Origin of the sequence: Bartonella sp. CL70QHWL (assembly GCF_042194855.1) — a bacterium.
Taxonomy (GTDB): Bacteria; Pseudomonadota; Alphaproteobacteria; order Rhizobiales; family Rhizobiaceae; genus Bartonella.
This window is the reverse complement of the sequence record NZ_JBHINJ010000006.1, coordinates 23,495-38,405: the sequence shown is the minus strand read 5'-3', so window position 1 is coordinate 38,405 and position 14,911 is coordinate 23,495. Positions and strand designations below refer to the sequence as shown.

Below are 14,911 nucleotides of genomic sequence, written 5' to 3'. Positions count from 1 at the left end.
TTCAAAGATAATAGTTTCTAAACCTAATAATAAATTTTAAAAGCCATTAAAGTGAACAATATCGTAGCGTTTTTTACATCAATTTTATCTACTTTTAATAGGAAACAGCCCCTGCAAATCATAATCTCAGTTGAATTATGAAATCATAAATCCTAAAAAGGGATATGCACTTTATTCCCAAACTTTTTCCTGCAAAGCTTATCCGTCGTTATAAACGTTTCCTTGCAGATGTTCAACAAGATGATCAGCATGTCCTCACCGTGTCTGTACCTAATACAGGATCAATGCTTGGATTAACAGCTTTCAACTCCAATATTTGGCTTTCTTATCATAACGACATCAAACGAAAATATGCCTATCAATTAGAAATTATTGAAGCCGATAATACTTTGGTTGGCATTAATACTTCTTTACCCAATAAGCTTGCGTTAGAGGCAATTCAAAACGGATTACTACCAGAATTAAGTGGATATAAAACAATTTTAAAAGAACAACGCTATGGGACACAATCACGAATTGACTTTCTTTTACAAGATGACATTCTTCCTGATTGTTACCTAGAAGTCAAAAATGTTCATTTTATTCGTCAGAAAGGATTAGCAGAATTTCCTGATAGCGAAACAAAACGTGGTGCACGTCACCTTGATGAGCTCATAGGAGTTGTACAACAAGGAAAACGAGCTGCTATGCTTTATATTATTCAACGAGAAGATTGCACAGCTTTTACAATTTGTCATGATCTTGATCCACTCTATGGACGTAAGTTTGATTTAGCATTAAAATCAGGGGTAGAATGTTATGCTGTAAAGTGTCATGTAAGTGTAGAAGGCATTTTTCCGATTCAGAGAGTAAAAATAGAAAATAGAAGAAACAATGACTGAGTATATCGAATATAATAAAATCCCTTTAAAATTTAATGGAAAAATCCGCATTTTCGATGATTATGCTTTTGCTAAAATGCGTGAAGTTGGTCGTATTGCTGCAGAATGCCTTGATGCGCTTACGGATATTATTAAGCCGGGCGTTACTACGCAAGAAATTGATGATTTTGTATTCGTTTTTGGTGCTAAGCGAGGAGCACTTCCTGCTGATCTAAATTATCATGGATACAGCCATTCATGCTGTACATCTATCAATCACGTTGTCTGCCATGGCATTCCCAATAAAAGACCTTTGCAAGAAGGTGATATTGTAAATGTTGATGTAACCTTTATCCTTGATGGTTGGCATGGGGATTCAAGCCGAATGTATCCTGTTGGAAAAATTAGGCGTGCAGCAGAACGCTTGCTAAAAATAACCTATGAAAGTCTTATGAAAGGAATCGCTGTCGTTAAGCCTGGAGCAACGACAGGTGATATCGGGGCAGCCATTCAACAGTATGCAGAATCTGAACGCTGTTCAATTGTGAGAGATTTTTGCGGACATGGTATCGGCCAGCTTTTTCATGATGCTCCCAATATCCTCCATTATGGAAACCCTGGAGAAGGAGTCGAATTAAAACAAGGTATGATGTTTACAATTGAGCCTATGATTAATCTTGGTAAACCACAAGTTAAGATTTTATCTGACGGTTGGACTGCTGTTACCCGTGACCGTTCTCTGACAGCACAATATGAACATACAATTGGTGTGACAAATGAAGGATATGAAATATTTACGCAATCTCCTAAAAATATTTTTTATATTCCAAATTCGCATACCTAACGCAACGTAGAGATGTTATGGCTAAAAAATTAAATCAAAAGGAAGGTACTCAAAGTAATCACTTTGCATTAACATCGAGTTCTCCACTCACCCCAGTATCAGAAAGAAAAAGTGAAGAGCCTCAGAAAAACGCACAGCTTCATAAACATTATCAAGGACATCGTGAACGTCTTCGGAAGCGCTATTTAAAGTCAAAAGGAAATGCAATTGAAGATTATGAGTATCTTGAATTATTGCTTTTTCGCACAATACCCCGTGCAAACACAAAACCCATAGCTAAAAATTTGATAGCGCGTTTTGGTTCATTAGCTGATGTGTTGGGAGCGGACATTCACCGACTTCAAGAAATTCCAGGATGTGGTCCCGCCACTGCAATTGATTTAAAAATTATTTCAGATGTTGCTGGACGTCTTGCTCGTGCGCAATTGTTTAAACGCGATATTTTTTCATCATGGGATAAAGTTTTAGCTTATTGTAAAGCTGTTATGGCTCACGAAACACGTGAACAATTTCGTATTTTATTTCTTGATAAGAAAAACGGCTTGCTTGCTGATGAGGTGCAACAAACTGGAACCATTGATCATACCCCTGTTTATCCTCGTGAAGTTATTTCTCGCGCTTTAGAGTTATCCGCCTCAGGACTTATCTTAGTCCACAATCACCCTTCTGGCGATTCGACCCCCTCTGATGCAGATATAACAATGACATATAGATTAAAAGATGCAGCAAATGCATTAGGCATTATTATCCATGACCATCTTATTATTGCACGAAATAACCATACGAGCTTTAAAGCGTTAAAACTTATATAAATCTTATGGGTTAAAAAGACTTCATTCAACTATGAATAACAAATCAATTTTCTAAATCAATATCTAATATAGCCATTGAAAAATTATAGGAGAGCTCTTCTTCATCATCATCTCGATAGATAATGCCTAAAAACTCATCTCCCATATAAACCTCACAAGAATCACTCTTTTTAGGCCGTGCTCTGACTTGCAATGCTGAGTTTTGGAATATATTTTTAAAATAATGATCAAGTTTTTTTATTTCATCAGCATTCACTATGCTCTCCTGTTTTTTGAAACGATTAAAATAATTGCGTGTCGCGCAAATAAGACACTCTTATGATTCTGTAAAGTCAGTAAAAAAGCATAATCTGAATATTTACTTAATGTTACATATATTTACAACGTTCTTTATAAATTCATAAAGAACGTTTATAAAAAGAGTCTATCATTATTAAATATACCCGTATAGATTAAAAAATGGCAAAAAAACTGTATATTTTTAATAATTTTACTTTATCTCCAATTTTAGCATCTGTATTTAGAATGCATATTTGTAAGAATAAACTGATCAATAATTTATAATTTTGTTCCTTTTATAAAAAATGTAAATAACAATATTTTTTTATTTAAAACTACATTTTTTAGCAAAAAATATTTATTACATCATTCAAAAATAATTCTTTTTAATAACTTTTAAAGTATAATTATCTAATCTTAGAAGAGTTACATCTCTGAAAAATATACAAAATAAGCTAATAAGAGTTTATTTTTCTTTTCATTCTTTATAAAAACTTATGTCACAAAAGAAAGATTTTTAAATAAGCTTTTTTAATTTATACGAGATAAAAATATTGGGTATTTCTGTAAATTCTAAAAGCTATGAAGAATTCTTATTTTATAGGATAACGAGAAAGAAAATCGATAACACCTTTTTTATAAACTTTATCGCCTACAGCAAGCATATGATCTCGATCAGGAATTGATATAGCTTCACCACAAGGCAACAAAGCTGCCAATGGCTCTGCAGCACCGCCAATTTCATCTAATGAACCAACAGCAACAAGTGCTGGTTGTTTGATTTTGTAAACTTCAGACGCCGTTAACTCCTGTTTTGATGTGATGATACAAGCAGCAAGAGCACGTCTATCGCTTTTCGTTTGATCTGCAAATTTACGGAACATTAAACCGCGTGCATTGGTAATGGTGGAAATATCTTCTGCTAAAAGGGCCTCAGCAACGGGCTCCCAATTTCCTGCTCCCGTCACCATACCAATACCTAAACCACCAAAAATAACACTGTGTACATATGTTGGATGCAAAAGAGCCATAAAAGCACTAATACGAGCCCCCATAGAATATCCCATAACATGAGCTTTAGATAACTCTAAATGCTGTAGTAACTTTACAGCGTCGCCAGCCATAGCTTGAGGTGTATAAAAGACAGGATCATAACTTTTAACTGAATCTCCGTGACCGCGATTATCAAGAGCAATAACACGATATCCTGCTTCAGTGAGAATACGAAACCAACCCGTTGCATACCAATTCACCCGTGCAGAAGATCCAAAACCATGGATCAACAAAATAGGCGCGCCCTGCCCTTCTTCTCGATAAGCAAATCGCAAACCATTATATTCAAAAAAACGAATATCTTCAGCGGTCATTTTTTATTGCACTTTCCACAAAGTACAGGATGAATAACACGTTGCCCTTTTTGTATCTTTTTTTCAGAAACTTCACCAGCGTTAATCTCAAGTGCAAAAGCTGCAGGAACTTCTGATGAAATGGTCTTTGTTGAAAATGGAGAAGTATTTTCAACAATCGATACAATAATTCCCTCAGAGTTTAAAAAAATCATATCTAAAGGTAAAGGGGTATTTGCCATCCACATAAAAATTTTCTGCTCATCTCCCGATTGAGAACTTTTTAGCTGCTTAAAGAGCATTGCACGATCGCGTGGAAAATCAGTTCGATACATTAAACCAGCTGCTGCTTGAGATGGCGTAAAAGCAATCTCTGCCTTATAAAAAACCGGACCTTGCTTTGTATGTATTTCTAAAGGAATCGGATGCACAGGAATCTCTATGGGCTCCTTTGCTACAACAACACGCATATCTAGCATAAAAAGCATCACCAATAAAACAATATGCCCCTTTTTAAAAGGCCTTAACATTCTTGTCTCCACCACAGAAAAATTTTAAATTTTGTTTATAAAATAAAAAGTACCAGAGTTTAAAAGTCAAAAAACAAGAGAATTGCTTCCTTGTTATTTTCTAGTTTCTTTCAACGTAATATGCACAATTTCCTTCATTTGGTTTATAGATTCACGAGAGCTATATTTTCTTTAAAAATATACTTCTATAGCAATTTATGAAACAATAACCTTTAAAAATACAGAAAACATACTGATTTCACTCGTGAAATTTAATGCGTAGCTAAAGGAATGCCTATATCCGGATAAATCTCTGCTGTCATTAAACCTTTTTCTCCTTTACCAAAACGTACAAGAACAACTTGACCGGAACGAAGCTCTGCTAAACCAAAACGGCGCAATGTTTCCATATGAATAAAAATATCTTCCGTTCCTTGCCCACGGCTAAGAAAACCATATCCTTTGTCACGATTAAACCATTTAACAATTGCTCGTTCTAGTCCACTTTCTGGAGTAACAACAACATGAGTACGGGCTGGAACTTCTGATGGATGAATTGCTGAAGAACAATCTATGGATTTCACCTGAACGCACTTTAATCCTCGTTCAGTTTTTTCCACAGCACAAATGACTTTAGCTCCCTCCAAAGCTGTTTGAAAACCATCCCTTCGCATTACTGTAACATGCAATAATATATCGGGGAAATGAGGTAAATCAGGTACAATAAATCCATACCCCTTACTACCATCAAACCACTTAATGACACCACTGATTTCGATAATCTCCCCACAAGCACCTATACTATCCTCAGATGGGGAACAATCCTTTAATGCATCCTTACTCGTCATAATAACGTGATCCTGTAGCTTATAAATTGTACGATATTGATTCTCTAGGTTTAAGTAAACATTGCTCTTGTATCAACACGCAAGCCCCAAGATAAGATTTCCCCACATTGTCGTATCTTCTATGTTCATGTCAGAGAATATCAACATGAATATTTATAAAACTATTTGATTGTACACTTTACATACCTTACAAGAAGTGCCCTACAAAAGAGGTCATATAAAAGTTTTTTTACATAATGATATTTTGATTAATGTGTAACTTGCATGATGAAGAAGTTCAATATAAGGTGAAAAAACGACAATTCAATTAAGGAAAATGCGCAATGCAATTGAAGAAAATCCTTACGATAATCGCAGCATTTATGGCATTTACAGCAAATGTTTATGCGAGTGAACCTATTAAGATTGGTGTTTATCTTCCATTAAGTGGTCAAAATGCATTTGGAGGTCAGCTTGAAATTAGAGGTATAGAATTAGCCCATAAAAAAGTTCCAGAAATTTTAGGACGTAAAGTAGAACTTGTTATTATTGATAATAAGTCTGATAAAGTAGAAGCGGCTAATGCTGTTATGCGTTTAACAGCAAGTGAAAAAGTGAGTGGAATCATTGGTAGCTATGGTTCTTCGCTCTCGTTAGCAGGTGGTGAAATATCTGAAAAGGCAAAGACTCCAACCATTGCAACGTCCTCAACAAGTCCCCTTGTTACACAGGGTAAAAAATATTACTTTCGTGCTTGCTTTATTGATTCCTATCAAGGAGTAGGAATCGCAACTTATGTAAGCCAAACTTTACACGCAAAAAAGGCTGCTATCCTTAAAGATATTTCAAGCGATTATGCTATTGGTCTTGCAAGTTATTTTACGCGTGCTTTCAAAAAATTAGGTGGTGAAGTTATCTCAAATTTAAATTATAATTCTGGAGATCAGGACTTTTCAGCTGTTCTCACGCAAATTATCGCCCAGAAACCTGATATCTTATTCATTCCATCTTACTTTTCTGAAGGTGCTATCATCATGAAACAAGCACGAGAATTAGGGGCTAAGTTTCAAATTATGGGTGGAGATGCTATGGATAATCCAGAAACCATTACGATTGCAGGAAAAGCTGCAGAAGGTTTCTTACATACGACACTTCCCTATAGTGAGGATATGCCAAATATGTCAGTAGCTGCGCAAGAATTCACAAAAGAATGGAAAAAAGCTTACCCTGACAAAGAACCAAATATCAATTCTGTTTTGGGATACACGAGTTATATGATGTTCATGAAGGCTATTGAAAATGCTGGTAGCACTGATCGTGAAAAAATTACTATCGCACTTAGCCAATTAAAAGATTTTCCTACCCCCTTTGGGGATATGTCAATGGATGAAAATCATAATCCTAAAATTCCTATTGGTATCATTAAAATACAGGATGGAAAACGTGTTTATTTAGAAGAAGTTAAACCTGCTTTTTAATTAAAAAGTTGTACTTATTAAAATGCAAGAATTGGTTGAGGATCTTTTTCTCAACCAAAAACTTAGAAATTTCTTATTGTCCTATGTAAATTAACAAATGTGGAAGGATGAGAGATGAGCACTGAAATGTTCATCCAGTACTTTTTTAATGCACTGGCATTGGGATCTCTTTATGGGCTTATTGCTATTGGCTACACCATGGTCTACGGTATACTGAGACTCATTAATTTTGCTCACGGTGATATCTTTATGCTGGGAGCATATTTTGTTTTCTTTTCCACAATTGGCTTTATGCCTGCTTGGGCAGCTTTTCTTCTTTTGTTCCTTGCTGCTCTTGTTTATTATTCGGTCTTTATAGGCTTTAAAAGGCGTCCTCCAATTTATTGGATTGCTACTTTTTTAATTCTTGCGCTAGGATTTGTTTATTATTTTAAAATTTCCCCACAAGATTTTACACCGATTTGGGCTTTAGCTCTCTGTTTTTCCATTTTTATTACAAGTGCTGTGGGTGTTGCTGTTGATCAATTTGCTTATAAACCTCTACGCCATGCTCCGCGTATTTCGGCACTTATCGGTGCAATCGGTGTTTCTTTTTTTATTGAAAATCTTGCTACTGTACTCTTTAGTGGTGTTCCGAAAGGTGTACAACAGCCAGATTTTCTTGTAACACCATTTTTATGGCATCTAGGATCAGGAGCAGATGGTATCATCAGAATTGCTCCCATGTCTTTGATCGTTCCCTTTGTGTCATTAATTCTTATTTTATTACTATTATGGATTATCCATAAAACAAAACCGGGTCTTGCTATGCGCGCAATCTCCCATGATATTGAAACAACACGTTTGATGGGTGTGTCTGTCAATAAAGTTATTGCGTTTACATTTGGAATAGGCTCAGCTCTTGCCGCCATAGCAGGCATTATGTGGTCTTTACGTTATCCTCAAATTCAGCCTTATATGGGTGTTCTTCCTGGTCTCAAAGCATTTATCGCTGCTGTTATCGGAGGTATTGGTTCGATACCAGGTGCAATGTTGGGAGGATTGTTATTAGGGTTTATTGAAATTATGATTATCGCATTTTTTCCCGCGCTATCTGGATATCGAGATGCCTTCGCTTTCATTTTATTGATTCTGATTTTATTGATATTGCCCACAGGATTAATGGGTAAAAGAAGTCAGGAGAAAATCTAATGGCGAAGTCAGCGACAACTGTTTTATCGTGTATAAGTATTTTCGTTTTTATAGGTTTTTTATTTTATGCTGATAGCCATTTTAATGACTATACGCTTCGTATCATAAATCTGATTGCTATTAATGCGATATTGGCAATTTCGCTTAATTTGATTTACGGTTTCACAGGTATGTTTTCTCTTGGACATGCTGGATTTATGGCTATTGGTGCTTATGTTTGCGCAATTTTACTTCTTTCCCCTGAACAAAAAGAAATGATGTGGATTCTTGATCCTATTGCTGAACCATTATACCATTTACAGTTACCTTTTTTTATCGCTGTTGTTGTAAGTGGTTTGTGTGCTGCAGTTGTAGGTTTATTGATTGCTTTACCAATATTGCGTCTTGGTGGTGATTATCTTGGAATTGCAACATTAGGTTTTGCAGAAATTATTCGCATTGTCATTACGAACGCAACATCGCTCACAAATGGCTCTTTGGGAATCAAAGGAATACCTCAAAATGCAACATTATGGTGGAACTACGGTTGGCTAGCATTTACTGTTCTCTTTATTGTCCTCTTACTGCAAAGCAATACTGGTAACGTATTACGTGCTATCCGTGATGATGAAATAGCTGCGAAAACTATGGGAATTAACGCTTTTTTCTACCGTAGTTTTTCTTTTACTGTTGGAGCGTTTTTTGCAGGTATAGGTGGCGCATTAATGGCGGCTCTTATTTCAACCATTGATCCAAAAATGTTTAATTTTCTTTTGACTTTTAATATTTTGATGATTGTTGTTGCTGGTGGTCTCGGTTCAATTACAGGGAGCATTATTGGCAGCATTATTATTACAGTAATGCTTGAATGGCTTCGTATTATTGAAAGTCCATTTGACTTAGGTTTTATACATATTCCAGAAACCCCAGGACTTCGTATGGTTGTTTTTTCTCTTTTATTGCTGGTAATTATCTTGTTTTGGAGAAAAGGGTTAATGGGACAACGAGAATTCTCATGGAATGGAATTTATAGCTTTTTGAAACGCAAAAAGCTTTCTAATACTGAGGGAAAGCTATGAACGACAACATCCTTTCACTCAATAATATTGTAATGCGTTTTGGCGGATTAGTTGCTGTAAATAATGTTAATATGGCAATTAAACGAGGAAGTATTACTGGGTTAATTGGTCCCAATGGTGCTGGAAAAACAACAGTTTTCAATATGATTTCTGGATTTTATGCTCCTACAAGCGGCATCATTCTTTTTGATGAGAAAAAAATTTCTGGAGCGTCTCCTTATATTATCTGTAGAAGCCATATTGCCAGAACATTTCAAAATATTCGTCTTTTTTCAGGGTTAACGGTTTTGCAGAATGTTATGGTAGGAGCGCATGTTCGACAAAAATATCCTTGGTTTTCTTCAGCTCTATTTTTTTCAAAAGCAATGAAAGAAAAGAAGGAAGTTTATAAAAATTCCTTGGAGCTCCTTGAACAGCTACAACTTGATCACCTTGCCAATCAATCGGCAACAGCTTTACCTTATGGTGTGCAACGACGTCTAGAAATTGCACGCGCGTTAGCCACAAAGCCCAAATTGCTTCTTCTTGATGAACCTGTTGCTGGCATGAACCCACAAGAAAGTGAAGATCTTAGAAAATTCATCGCAAAAGTGCAAAAAGACTTTGATCTTACAATTCTTCTTATTGAGCACGATATGAAAGTGGTTATGGGGCTTTGCCAACATATTTTGGTTATGGAATATGGCTGTTGCATTGCCAATGGTACACCAGATGAAATTCGTAATAACCCTAAAGTTATTGAAGCTTATCTTGGCGGAGATGTTTATGGATATTCTTAAAATAAAAAATCTTTACGTTCATTATGGCGCCATTAAAGCTGTCCAAAATCTTTCTATGTCCATAAAGCGGGGCAGTATTGTCACTTTAATTGGAGCCAATGGTGCAGGAAAAAGCAGTATTGTACGTTCTATTACAGGACTTAATCGCTCTGTTTATGGAGAAATTACCTATAATGGCAAATCTATTATTAAAAAATCACCAGAAGAGATTTTGCGATTAGGGATTGCTCTAAGTCCTGAAGGACGACGTATCATGCCCCATCTCACTGTTTTAGAGAATCTTCATCTAGGTGCTTATATTCGTCACGATAAGCAGGGAATTTCCCGTGATATTGAATGGATATTTGACCTTTTTCCGCGCCTACGTGAAAGAGCAAAACAGTTGGGAGGAACAATGTCAGGTGGTGAACAACAGATGGTTGCTGTGGGCCGTGCACTCATGAGCAATCCTGATATGGTCATATTAGATGAACCCTCGTTGGGGTTAGCGCCACTTCTCGTTCGAGAAATTTTTTCTATTATTCGAAAAATTAATGATATGGGAAAAACTGTTCTTCTTATTGAACAAAATGCATTTGCTGCACTTTCCATAGCTGACTATGCTTATATTTTAGAGGTAGGACATATTTTATTTCACGGTGAAGGAAAAACTATGCTCTCTGATTCGCGTGTTAAAGAAGCCTATCTTGGTGGATAAAGACTACGAATTAAGGAAATAGAGCTCATTCCCTCCACCTTCTAAAAAAGCATTTCTCATAAGGATGAGAAATGCTCCTTTGTGAATTTTGACTATTACATCCACCATTTTTCTGCACTGAATATTCCTGCTTCTTGTTCAATAATATGCGCTATCTGAAAAATGACTTCTTCAGAAAAAGGTTTACCAATCAATTGCAATCCTAGAGGTAAACCATTTGATGACAGACCAGCAGGAACAGAAATTCCTGGTAAACCAGCCATATTGACTGGTACCGTAAAAATATCATTAAGATACATTGCTACAGCATCAGTTTTTATTTTTTCATCAGCAATACCAAAAGCAGGTGTTGGTGTTGCTGGTGTCAAAATAGCATCAATGCCTGAAGCAAAACATTGATCAAAATCACGTTTTACGAGTGTTCTTACTTTTTGAGCTCTTAGATAACAGGCATCATAATAACCAGATGAAAGGACATAAGTCCCCACCAAAATACGCCGCTTAACTTCATTACCAAAACCAACAGAACGTGTATTTTCATACATCTCAATGATGTCTTTTCCAGGCATGCGCAAACCAAAACGCACACCATCATAACGCGCTAAATTAGAAGAGGCTTCTGCAGGAGCTATAATGTAATAAGAAGGTAGAGCATATTTTGTATGAGGCAAAGAAATATCCTTAATCTCAGCACCTGCTTCTTTTAACCAATTTATTCCTTTTTGCCAAAGCTCAATAATTTCTGGAGACATTCCATCCACATGATATTCTTTTGGAATACCTATTTTCATTCCTTTGATTGATTGACCAAGATAACTTTCATAATCAGGAACTGGTAAATTGACGGAAGTAGAATCTTTTTCATCAAAAGAGGCCATTGATCTGAGTAAGATAGCACAATCACGAACATCTCTGGCAACAGGTCCAGCTTGATCAAGAGATGAAGCAAACGCGACAACGCCCCATCGCGAACAACGTCCATAAGTTGGCTTTATTCCTACAGTTCCAGTAAAAGCTGCTGGTTGACGTATTGAGCCACCTGTATCTGTTGCTGTTGCCCCAGCACAAATTTGTGCAGCAACAGCGGCAGAAGATCCTCCCGATGAACCACCGGGTACGAGTTTTTCATTCGAGCCTTTTTTTCTCCATGGACTAATAACGGGGCCATAATATGATGTTTCGTTGGATGAGCCCATAGCAAACTCATCCATATTAAGTTTTCCTAACATCACAGCACCGTCTTGCCATAAATTAGCTGTGACAGTTGATTCATAGTGCGGTTTAAAACCATCAAGGATATGTGAACAGGCTTGAGTATGAACACCATAGGTTGCAAAAAGATCTTTAATCCCCAAGGGGATTCCTTCTAAAAGCCCTCCCTGCCCTTTCGCTAAGCGACTGTCTGATTCAGCAGCCATTTTCATTGCCTGTTCTGCTGTTATTGTTACATAAGCATTCAAAATTGGATTAGCTAATTCTATTGCTTGTAAATAAGCTTCCGTTAATTCTGTTGCTTTGAGATTCTTCTTTGTTAAAGCATCACGAGCTTGCGCAATTGTGAGGGTTGTTAAATCAGTCATATTGGTTCTCAAATTTCAAAAATATAAAAAATTACTCAACAATTTTTGAGACAAGAAAAAAATTTTCTTCTGTAACAGGAGCATTGGCTACAATATCTGCTGCTTTATCACCATCTGTAACACTATCTTCACGCATTCGTAGAGTCATTGGCATCACAGATGTTAATGGCTCAATTCCACTGACATCAACTTCATTCAATTGTTCTACAAAACCTAAAATAGCATTGAATTTTTTTGTCACAGGTTCTATCTCATCATCGTGGAGGGCAATCCTTGCTAAATGTGCTATCCGCTTGACTGTCTCTTGATCAACAGACATACTCTTTGCGCCTTTCTGCTTTTTTGTTTATTTATTGATCTTTATTCTGGCTATACAAGGCTGCACTTGTAAGTGCAAGAATATTAGATAACATGAATAAAGAATATAACTATAGATCTGAAACATTAAAAAACGTATTATCCCCTTATGACTGTTATTAATATAGATGAAGTTATAACACATCTTTTGCCTAGACAAACAATAGCAGGCTTAGATTTAGGGACAAAAACTATCGGAATTGCCATTTCTGATATGGGGCTGACTGTCTCAAATCCGCGTCCTGTACTACAGCGAAAAAAATTTACAGAAGATGCTTACACACTTATTAAAATTTTTGACCGTGAAAATGTAGGCGTTATTATCATTGGCTTACCTCTTAACATGAATGGAAGTAGTGGCTCTCGTGTTCAAGCAACCAGAGCTTTTGTGAGCAATATGAAAGCTTATACAAAAATTCCATTTGTTTTTTGGGACGAACGTTTATCAACAATTGCTGCGGAACGGTCTCTTTTAGAAATGAATGTATCGCGCGCTAAAAGAGCAAGCCGTATTGATTCGGCAGCCGCCGCTTTTATATTGCAAGGTGCTCTCAATAGAATTCAACACTTTCATCATATGGAAGGATAGAGGACATTGAGCAAATGCCCTGCATTATATCGTGCGATGAGCATCCCGTAAGAAGATCTCCATTGTCCCCCAAGGCGGCTTTCCATATAGGCATTTGCAACATGTTCTATGTCTGTAGAACGTAATGCTGCTGCTGCTGCTGCATAAGCTACCTGTTCAACAAAAAACCTTCCTGCACCTTCATTTGCTGATGCCATATCACCTGCTGACTTAATGATTTCAATTGCTCGGGGTCCCGCTGGCCCAATATCAAGAGCAATTTTTTCCAACAATTTCTGAAACAATCCCGGTGCTTTTTCAGCAATAAGAATGGCATCCTTTACCAATTGATTAGCAGAACTATTTCTCACAATTCGCGCAGGCCCATTATGCAACATTTGTGATAATGGATTATTCTCTATAAAACTTTCAATACCAAGTTGTGCAATAATTTCACCAATAATAGGCACAACCAATTGACTTACATGATAAGCAATAATAGGTGTCATAATACGGGCAAAAGCGGCTTCAGAACGGTCATTTGCTGCATTGTCAAATGCTCTCGCTAAACGCAAAACCAATGCTTGTGAGGCAGCTATATCTAATGCAATATCTGCAAAAATACGTTCTGTCAGTGGAGGTAACGGCTGATTGGGCATTTTTTTCCGGAAAAAATCTATACCAAATTGAAGAGCCGCTCGTAAAACACCTGCCGATATGACAGATTGATCGAAACGCATCATCGTCTCGATATCTTTAATAACTTTAAGCCCTTCTCCAGCATTTCCCAAAAGCCAGCCATAACTGCCTTGGAAATCGACAACCCCCTCTGGTGTTAAAAGTTCTCCAGAACGCTGAATTAAATGACGAATCGATATAGATCCATTTAATGCGCCATTTTCTTGTATGCGTGGAATAAAAAAACAACTTAAATGACCATTTAAATCTGCACTAACAAGATATCCGTCAGCGGTAGGATTAATAACATTGGTTTTTACAACATTTAAACGATATAGATCACGTTCCATACTTTCATCGAAAGAAATTTTCTTAACACTTGGAAAATTGAAAGCGTATTTTTCAATATCGTCAAATGCACAAGTTAGAGAAGCAGCCTTTTTATGATGAATAGGCTTTGATGAAGAATCATATTGGCGTGATAAAAGTACATTTTGCCATTTTTTGAAGAGCTCAATATCACTAATTAAAACAGCAATAGCTGCACTCGTTATGATAACTTCATTCAAATGTCCTGTTTCTAAACCAGCAGATAAAGCTAAACGAATCGCACGCGCTTGATAGCGTACTCCATTTTCTGAACTCGCATTTTCCCAAAGTGAGGTAACCAAACCTGCTTGTCTAGAATATTGTTGAAGAGCTTGATAGGAAGAATGGATCTCTAATTTTTCCGTTGGTTGCCCCCATTCATCATTATAGCATAATAAAGGCTTATAACGATTCGCTAAGCAAGAAAGTTTCCATGCTTCTCGACTCGCGGCAAAATCCCCTATTTCTTCAAAACTTGCTAACAAAAACTTAGGCAAAGTAGAAGCAATACGAAACATAAGCGTATCGCTAAGAAATGTATTTTTTCGACGAGTATTTTGCGCAGATACAGCACTCATAGGTATATTCCTACATTCAAATCATTCATATCATAGACTATTTGTCTTTTTAGAGTTAAGAAACATTTATCATATTCAAACAAATGCTTGTTTAACCTGTT

General features: G+C 36.5%; 16 protein-coding genes. 9 read left to right on the top strand and 7 right to left on the bottom strand.

The window, feature by feature from the left end:
- The first annotated feature begins 164 nt into the window (after window positions 1-164).
- From sfsA to radC, 3 genes are read left to right on the top strand one after another with little or no spacing between them, the layout of a single operon-like run.
- The gene (sfsA, locus tag ACFIJZ_RS04130) at window positions 165-881 is read left to right on the top strand and encodes a DNA/RNA nuclease SfsA (protein WP_273791037.1); all 717 of its coding nucleotides are present in this window, start codon (window positions 165-167) and stop codon (window positions 879-881) included.
- A complete protein-coding gene (map, locus tag ACFIJZ_RS04125) occupies window positions 874-1,704 on the top strand; it encodes a type I methionyl aminopeptidase (RefSeq protein ID WP_273791036.1) in 831 nt (276 codons plus the stop codon). Before sfsA ends, map begins: the two co-directional genes overlap by 8 nt.
- 17 nt (window positions 1,705-1,721) lie before the next feature.
- Window positions 1,722-2,516 (top strand): DNA repair protein RadC, encoded by a 795-nt coding sequence (gene radC, locus ACFIJZ_RS04120; protein WP_273791035.1) that lies wholly within the window; start codon window positions 1,722-1,724, stop codon window positions 2,514-2,516.
- A 43-nt stretch (window positions 2,517-2,559) separates the two neighbouring features.
- Here the strand turns inward: radC and ACFIJZ_RS04115 are convergent, their stop codons facing one another.
- The 4 genes from ACFIJZ_RS04115 to ACFIJZ_RS04100 all read right to left on the bottom strand — a co-directional run bounded on the left by ACFIJZ_RS04115 (window position 2,560) and on the right by ACFIJZ_RS04100 (window position 5,498).
- Window positions 2,560-2,772 (bottom strand): DUF3126 family protein, encoded by a 213-nt coding sequence (locus tag ACFIJZ_RS04115; RefSeq protein WP_375631125.1) that lies wholly within the window; start codon window positions 2,770-2,772, stop codon window positions 2,560-2,562.
- Window positions 2,773-3,388: 616 nt separating this feature from the next.
- Window positions 3,389-4,162 (bottom strand): alpha/beta fold hydrolase, encoded by a 774-nt coding sequence (locus tag ACFIJZ_RS04110; RefSeq protein ID WP_273791033.1) that lies wholly within the window; start codon window positions 4,160-4,162, stop codon window positions 3,389-3,391.
- A complete protein-coding gene (locus ACFIJZ_RS04105) occupies window positions 4,159-4,671 on the bottom strand; it encodes a DUF192 domain-containing protein (protein ID WP_375631124.1) in 513 nt (170 codons plus the stop codon). Before ACFIJZ_RS04105 ends, ACFIJZ_RS04110 begins: the two co-directional genes overlap by 4 nt.
- Window positions 4,672-4,922: 251 nt before the next feature.
- Window positions 4,923-5,498 carry a cold-shock protein gene (locus tag ACFIJZ_RS04100; protein ID WP_273791031.1) on the bottom strand — a complete coding sequence of 192 codons (576 nt, stop codon included), beginning with the start codon at window positions 5,496-5,498 and terminating at the stop codon, window positions 4,923-4,925.
- A 323-nt stretch (window positions 5,499-5,821) separates the two neighbouring features.
- Here ACFIJZ_RS04100 and ACFIJZ_RS04095 point away from each other — a divergent pair, with 323 nt between their 5' ends.
- The 5 genes from ACFIJZ_RS04095 to ACFIJZ_RS04075 all read left to right on the top strand — a co-directional run bounded on the left by ACFIJZ_RS04095 (window position 5,822) and on the right by ACFIJZ_RS04075 (window position 10,680).
- Window positions 5,822-6,955: an ABC transporter substrate-binding protein gene (locus ACFIJZ_RS04095; protein WP_273791030.1), complete on the top strand. Its 1,134-nt coding sequence runs from the start codon at window positions 5,822-5,824 to the stop codon at window positions 6,953-6,955.
- A gap of 114 nt (window positions 6,956-7,069) precedes the next feature.
- Window positions 7,070-8,146, top strand: coding sequence for a branched-chain amino acid ABC transporter permease (locus tag ACFIJZ_RS04090; RefSeq protein WP_375631123.1), 1,077 nt, complete (start codon window positions 7,070-7,072; stop codon window positions 8,144-8,146).
- Entirely contained in the window at window positions 8,146-9,204 is a 1,059-nt protein-coding gene (locus tag ACFIJZ_RS04085) for a branched-chain amino acid ABC transporter permease (RefSeq protein ID WP_375631122.1), read from the top strand. The genes ACFIJZ_RS04090 and ACFIJZ_RS04085 overlap by 1 nt, the downstream gene beginning before the upstream one ends.
- Complete coding sequence (locus tag ACFIJZ_RS04080) at window positions 9,201-9,983, top strand: ABC transporter ATP-binding protein (RefSeq protein ID WP_273791027.1); 783 nt, start codon at window positions 9,201-9,203, stop codon at window positions 9,981-9,983. Before ACFIJZ_RS04085 ends, ACFIJZ_RS04080 begins: the two co-directional genes overlap by 4 nt.
- Window positions 9,970-10,680, top strand: coding sequence for an ABC transporter ATP-binding protein (locus ACFIJZ_RS04075; protein WP_273791026.1), 711 nt, complete (start codon window positions 9,970-9,972; stop codon window positions 10,678-10,680). Before ACFIJZ_RS04080 ends, ACFIJZ_RS04075 begins: the two co-directional genes overlap by 14 nt.
- Window positions 10,681-10,775: 95 nt before the next feature.
- On the opposite strand, the gene gatA is transcribed toward ACFIJZ_RS04075, so the two are convergent.
- Complete coding sequence (gene gatA, locus ACFIJZ_RS04070) at window positions 10,776-12,260, bottom strand: Asp-tRNA(Asn)/Glu-tRNA(Gln) amidotransferase subunit GatA (protein WP_375631121.1); 1,485 nt, start codon at window positions 12,258-12,260, stop codon at window positions 10,776-10,778.
- Window positions 12,261-12,291: 31 nt separating this feature from the next.
- A complete protein-coding gene (gatC, locus tag ACFIJZ_RS04065) occupies window positions 12,292-12,579 on the bottom strand; it encodes an Asp-tRNA(Asn)/Glu-tRNA(Gln) amidotransferase subunit GatC (RefSeq protein WP_273791024.1) in 288 nt (95 codons plus the stop codon).
- A 147-nt stretch (window positions 12,580-12,726) separates the two neighbouring features.
- Here gatC and ruvX point away from each other — a divergent pair, with 147 nt between their 5' ends.
- A complete protein-coding gene (gene ruvX, locus ACFIJZ_RS04060; RefSeq protein ID WP_273791023.1) occupies window positions 12,727-13,206 on the top strand; it encodes a Holliday junction resolvase RuvX in 480 nt (159 codons plus the stop codon).
- Here the strand turns inward: ruvX and ACFIJZ_RS04055 are convergent.
- The gene (locus ACFIJZ_RS04055) at window positions 13,191-14,810 is read right to left on the bottom strand and encodes an acyl-CoA dehydrogenase family protein (RefSeq protein ID WP_375631120.1); all 1,620 of its coding nucleotides are present in this window, start codon (window positions 14,808-14,810) and stop codon (window positions 13,191-13,193) included. The two genes, ruvX and ACFIJZ_RS04055, sit on opposite strands and share 16 nt — an antisense overlap.
- Window positions 14,811-14,911 lie beyond the last annotated feature (101 nt).

Bases quoted from the DNA above. Each gene is read 5' to 3' on its own strand.
- sfsA (WP_273791037.1), top strand. From the start codon at position 165: ATGCACTTTATTCCCAAACTTTTTCCTGCAAAGCTTATCCGTCGTTAT.
- map (WP_273791036.1), top strand. From the start codon at position 874: ATGACTGAGTATATCGAATATAATAAAATCCCTTTAAAATTTAATGGA.
- radC (WP_273791035.1), top strand. From the start codon at position 1,722: ATGGCTAAAAAATTAAATCAAAAGGAAGGTACTCAAAGTAATCACTTT.
- ACFIJZ_RS04110 (WP_273791033.1), bottom strand. From the start codon at position 4,162: ATGACCGCTGAAGATATTCGTTTTTTTGAATATAATGGTTTGCGATTT.
- ACFIJZ_RS04105 (WP_375631124.1), bottom strand. From the start codon at position 4,671: ATGTTAAGGCCTTTTAAAAAGGGGCATATTGTTTTATTGGTGATGCTT.
- ACFIJZ_RS04100 (WP_273791031.1), bottom strand. From the start codon at position 5,498: ATGACGAGTAAGGATGCATTAAAGGATTGTTCCCCATCTGAGGATAGT.
- ACFIJZ_RS04095 (WP_273791030.1), top strand. From the start codon at position 5,822: ATGCAATTGAAGAAAATCCTTACGATAATCGCAGCATTTATGGCATTT.
- ACFIJZ_RS04090 (WP_375631123.1), top strand. From the start codon at position 7,070: ATGAGCACTGAAATGTTCATCCAGTACTTTTTTAATGCACTGGCATTG.
- ACFIJZ_RS04085 (WP_375631122.1), top strand. From the start codon at position 8,146: ATGGCGAAGTCAGCGACAACTGTTTTATCGTGTATAAGTATTTTCGTT.
- ACFIJZ_RS04080 (WP_273791027.1), top strand. From the start codon at position 9,201: ATGAACGACAACATCCTTTCACTCAATAATATTGTAATGCGTTTTGGC.
- ACFIJZ_RS04075 (WP_273791026.1), top strand. From the start codon at position 9,970: ATGGATATTCTTAAAATAAAAAATCTTTACGTTCATTATGGCGCCATT.
- gatA (WP_375631121.1), bottom strand. From the start codon at position 12,260: ATGACTGATTTAACAACCCTCACAATTGCGCAAGCTCGTGATGCTTTA.
- gatC (WP_273791024.1), bottom strand. From the start codon at position 12,579: ATGTCTGTTGATCAAGAGACAGTCAAGCGGATAGCACATTTAGCAAGG.
- ruvX (WP_273791023.1), top strand. From the start codon at position 12,727: ATGACTGTTATTAATATAGATGAAGTTATAACACATCTTTTGCCTAGA.
- ACFIJZ_RS04055 (WP_375631120.1), bottom strand. From the start codon at position 14,810: ATGAGTGCTGTATCTGCGCAAAATACTCGTCGAAAAAATACATTTCTT.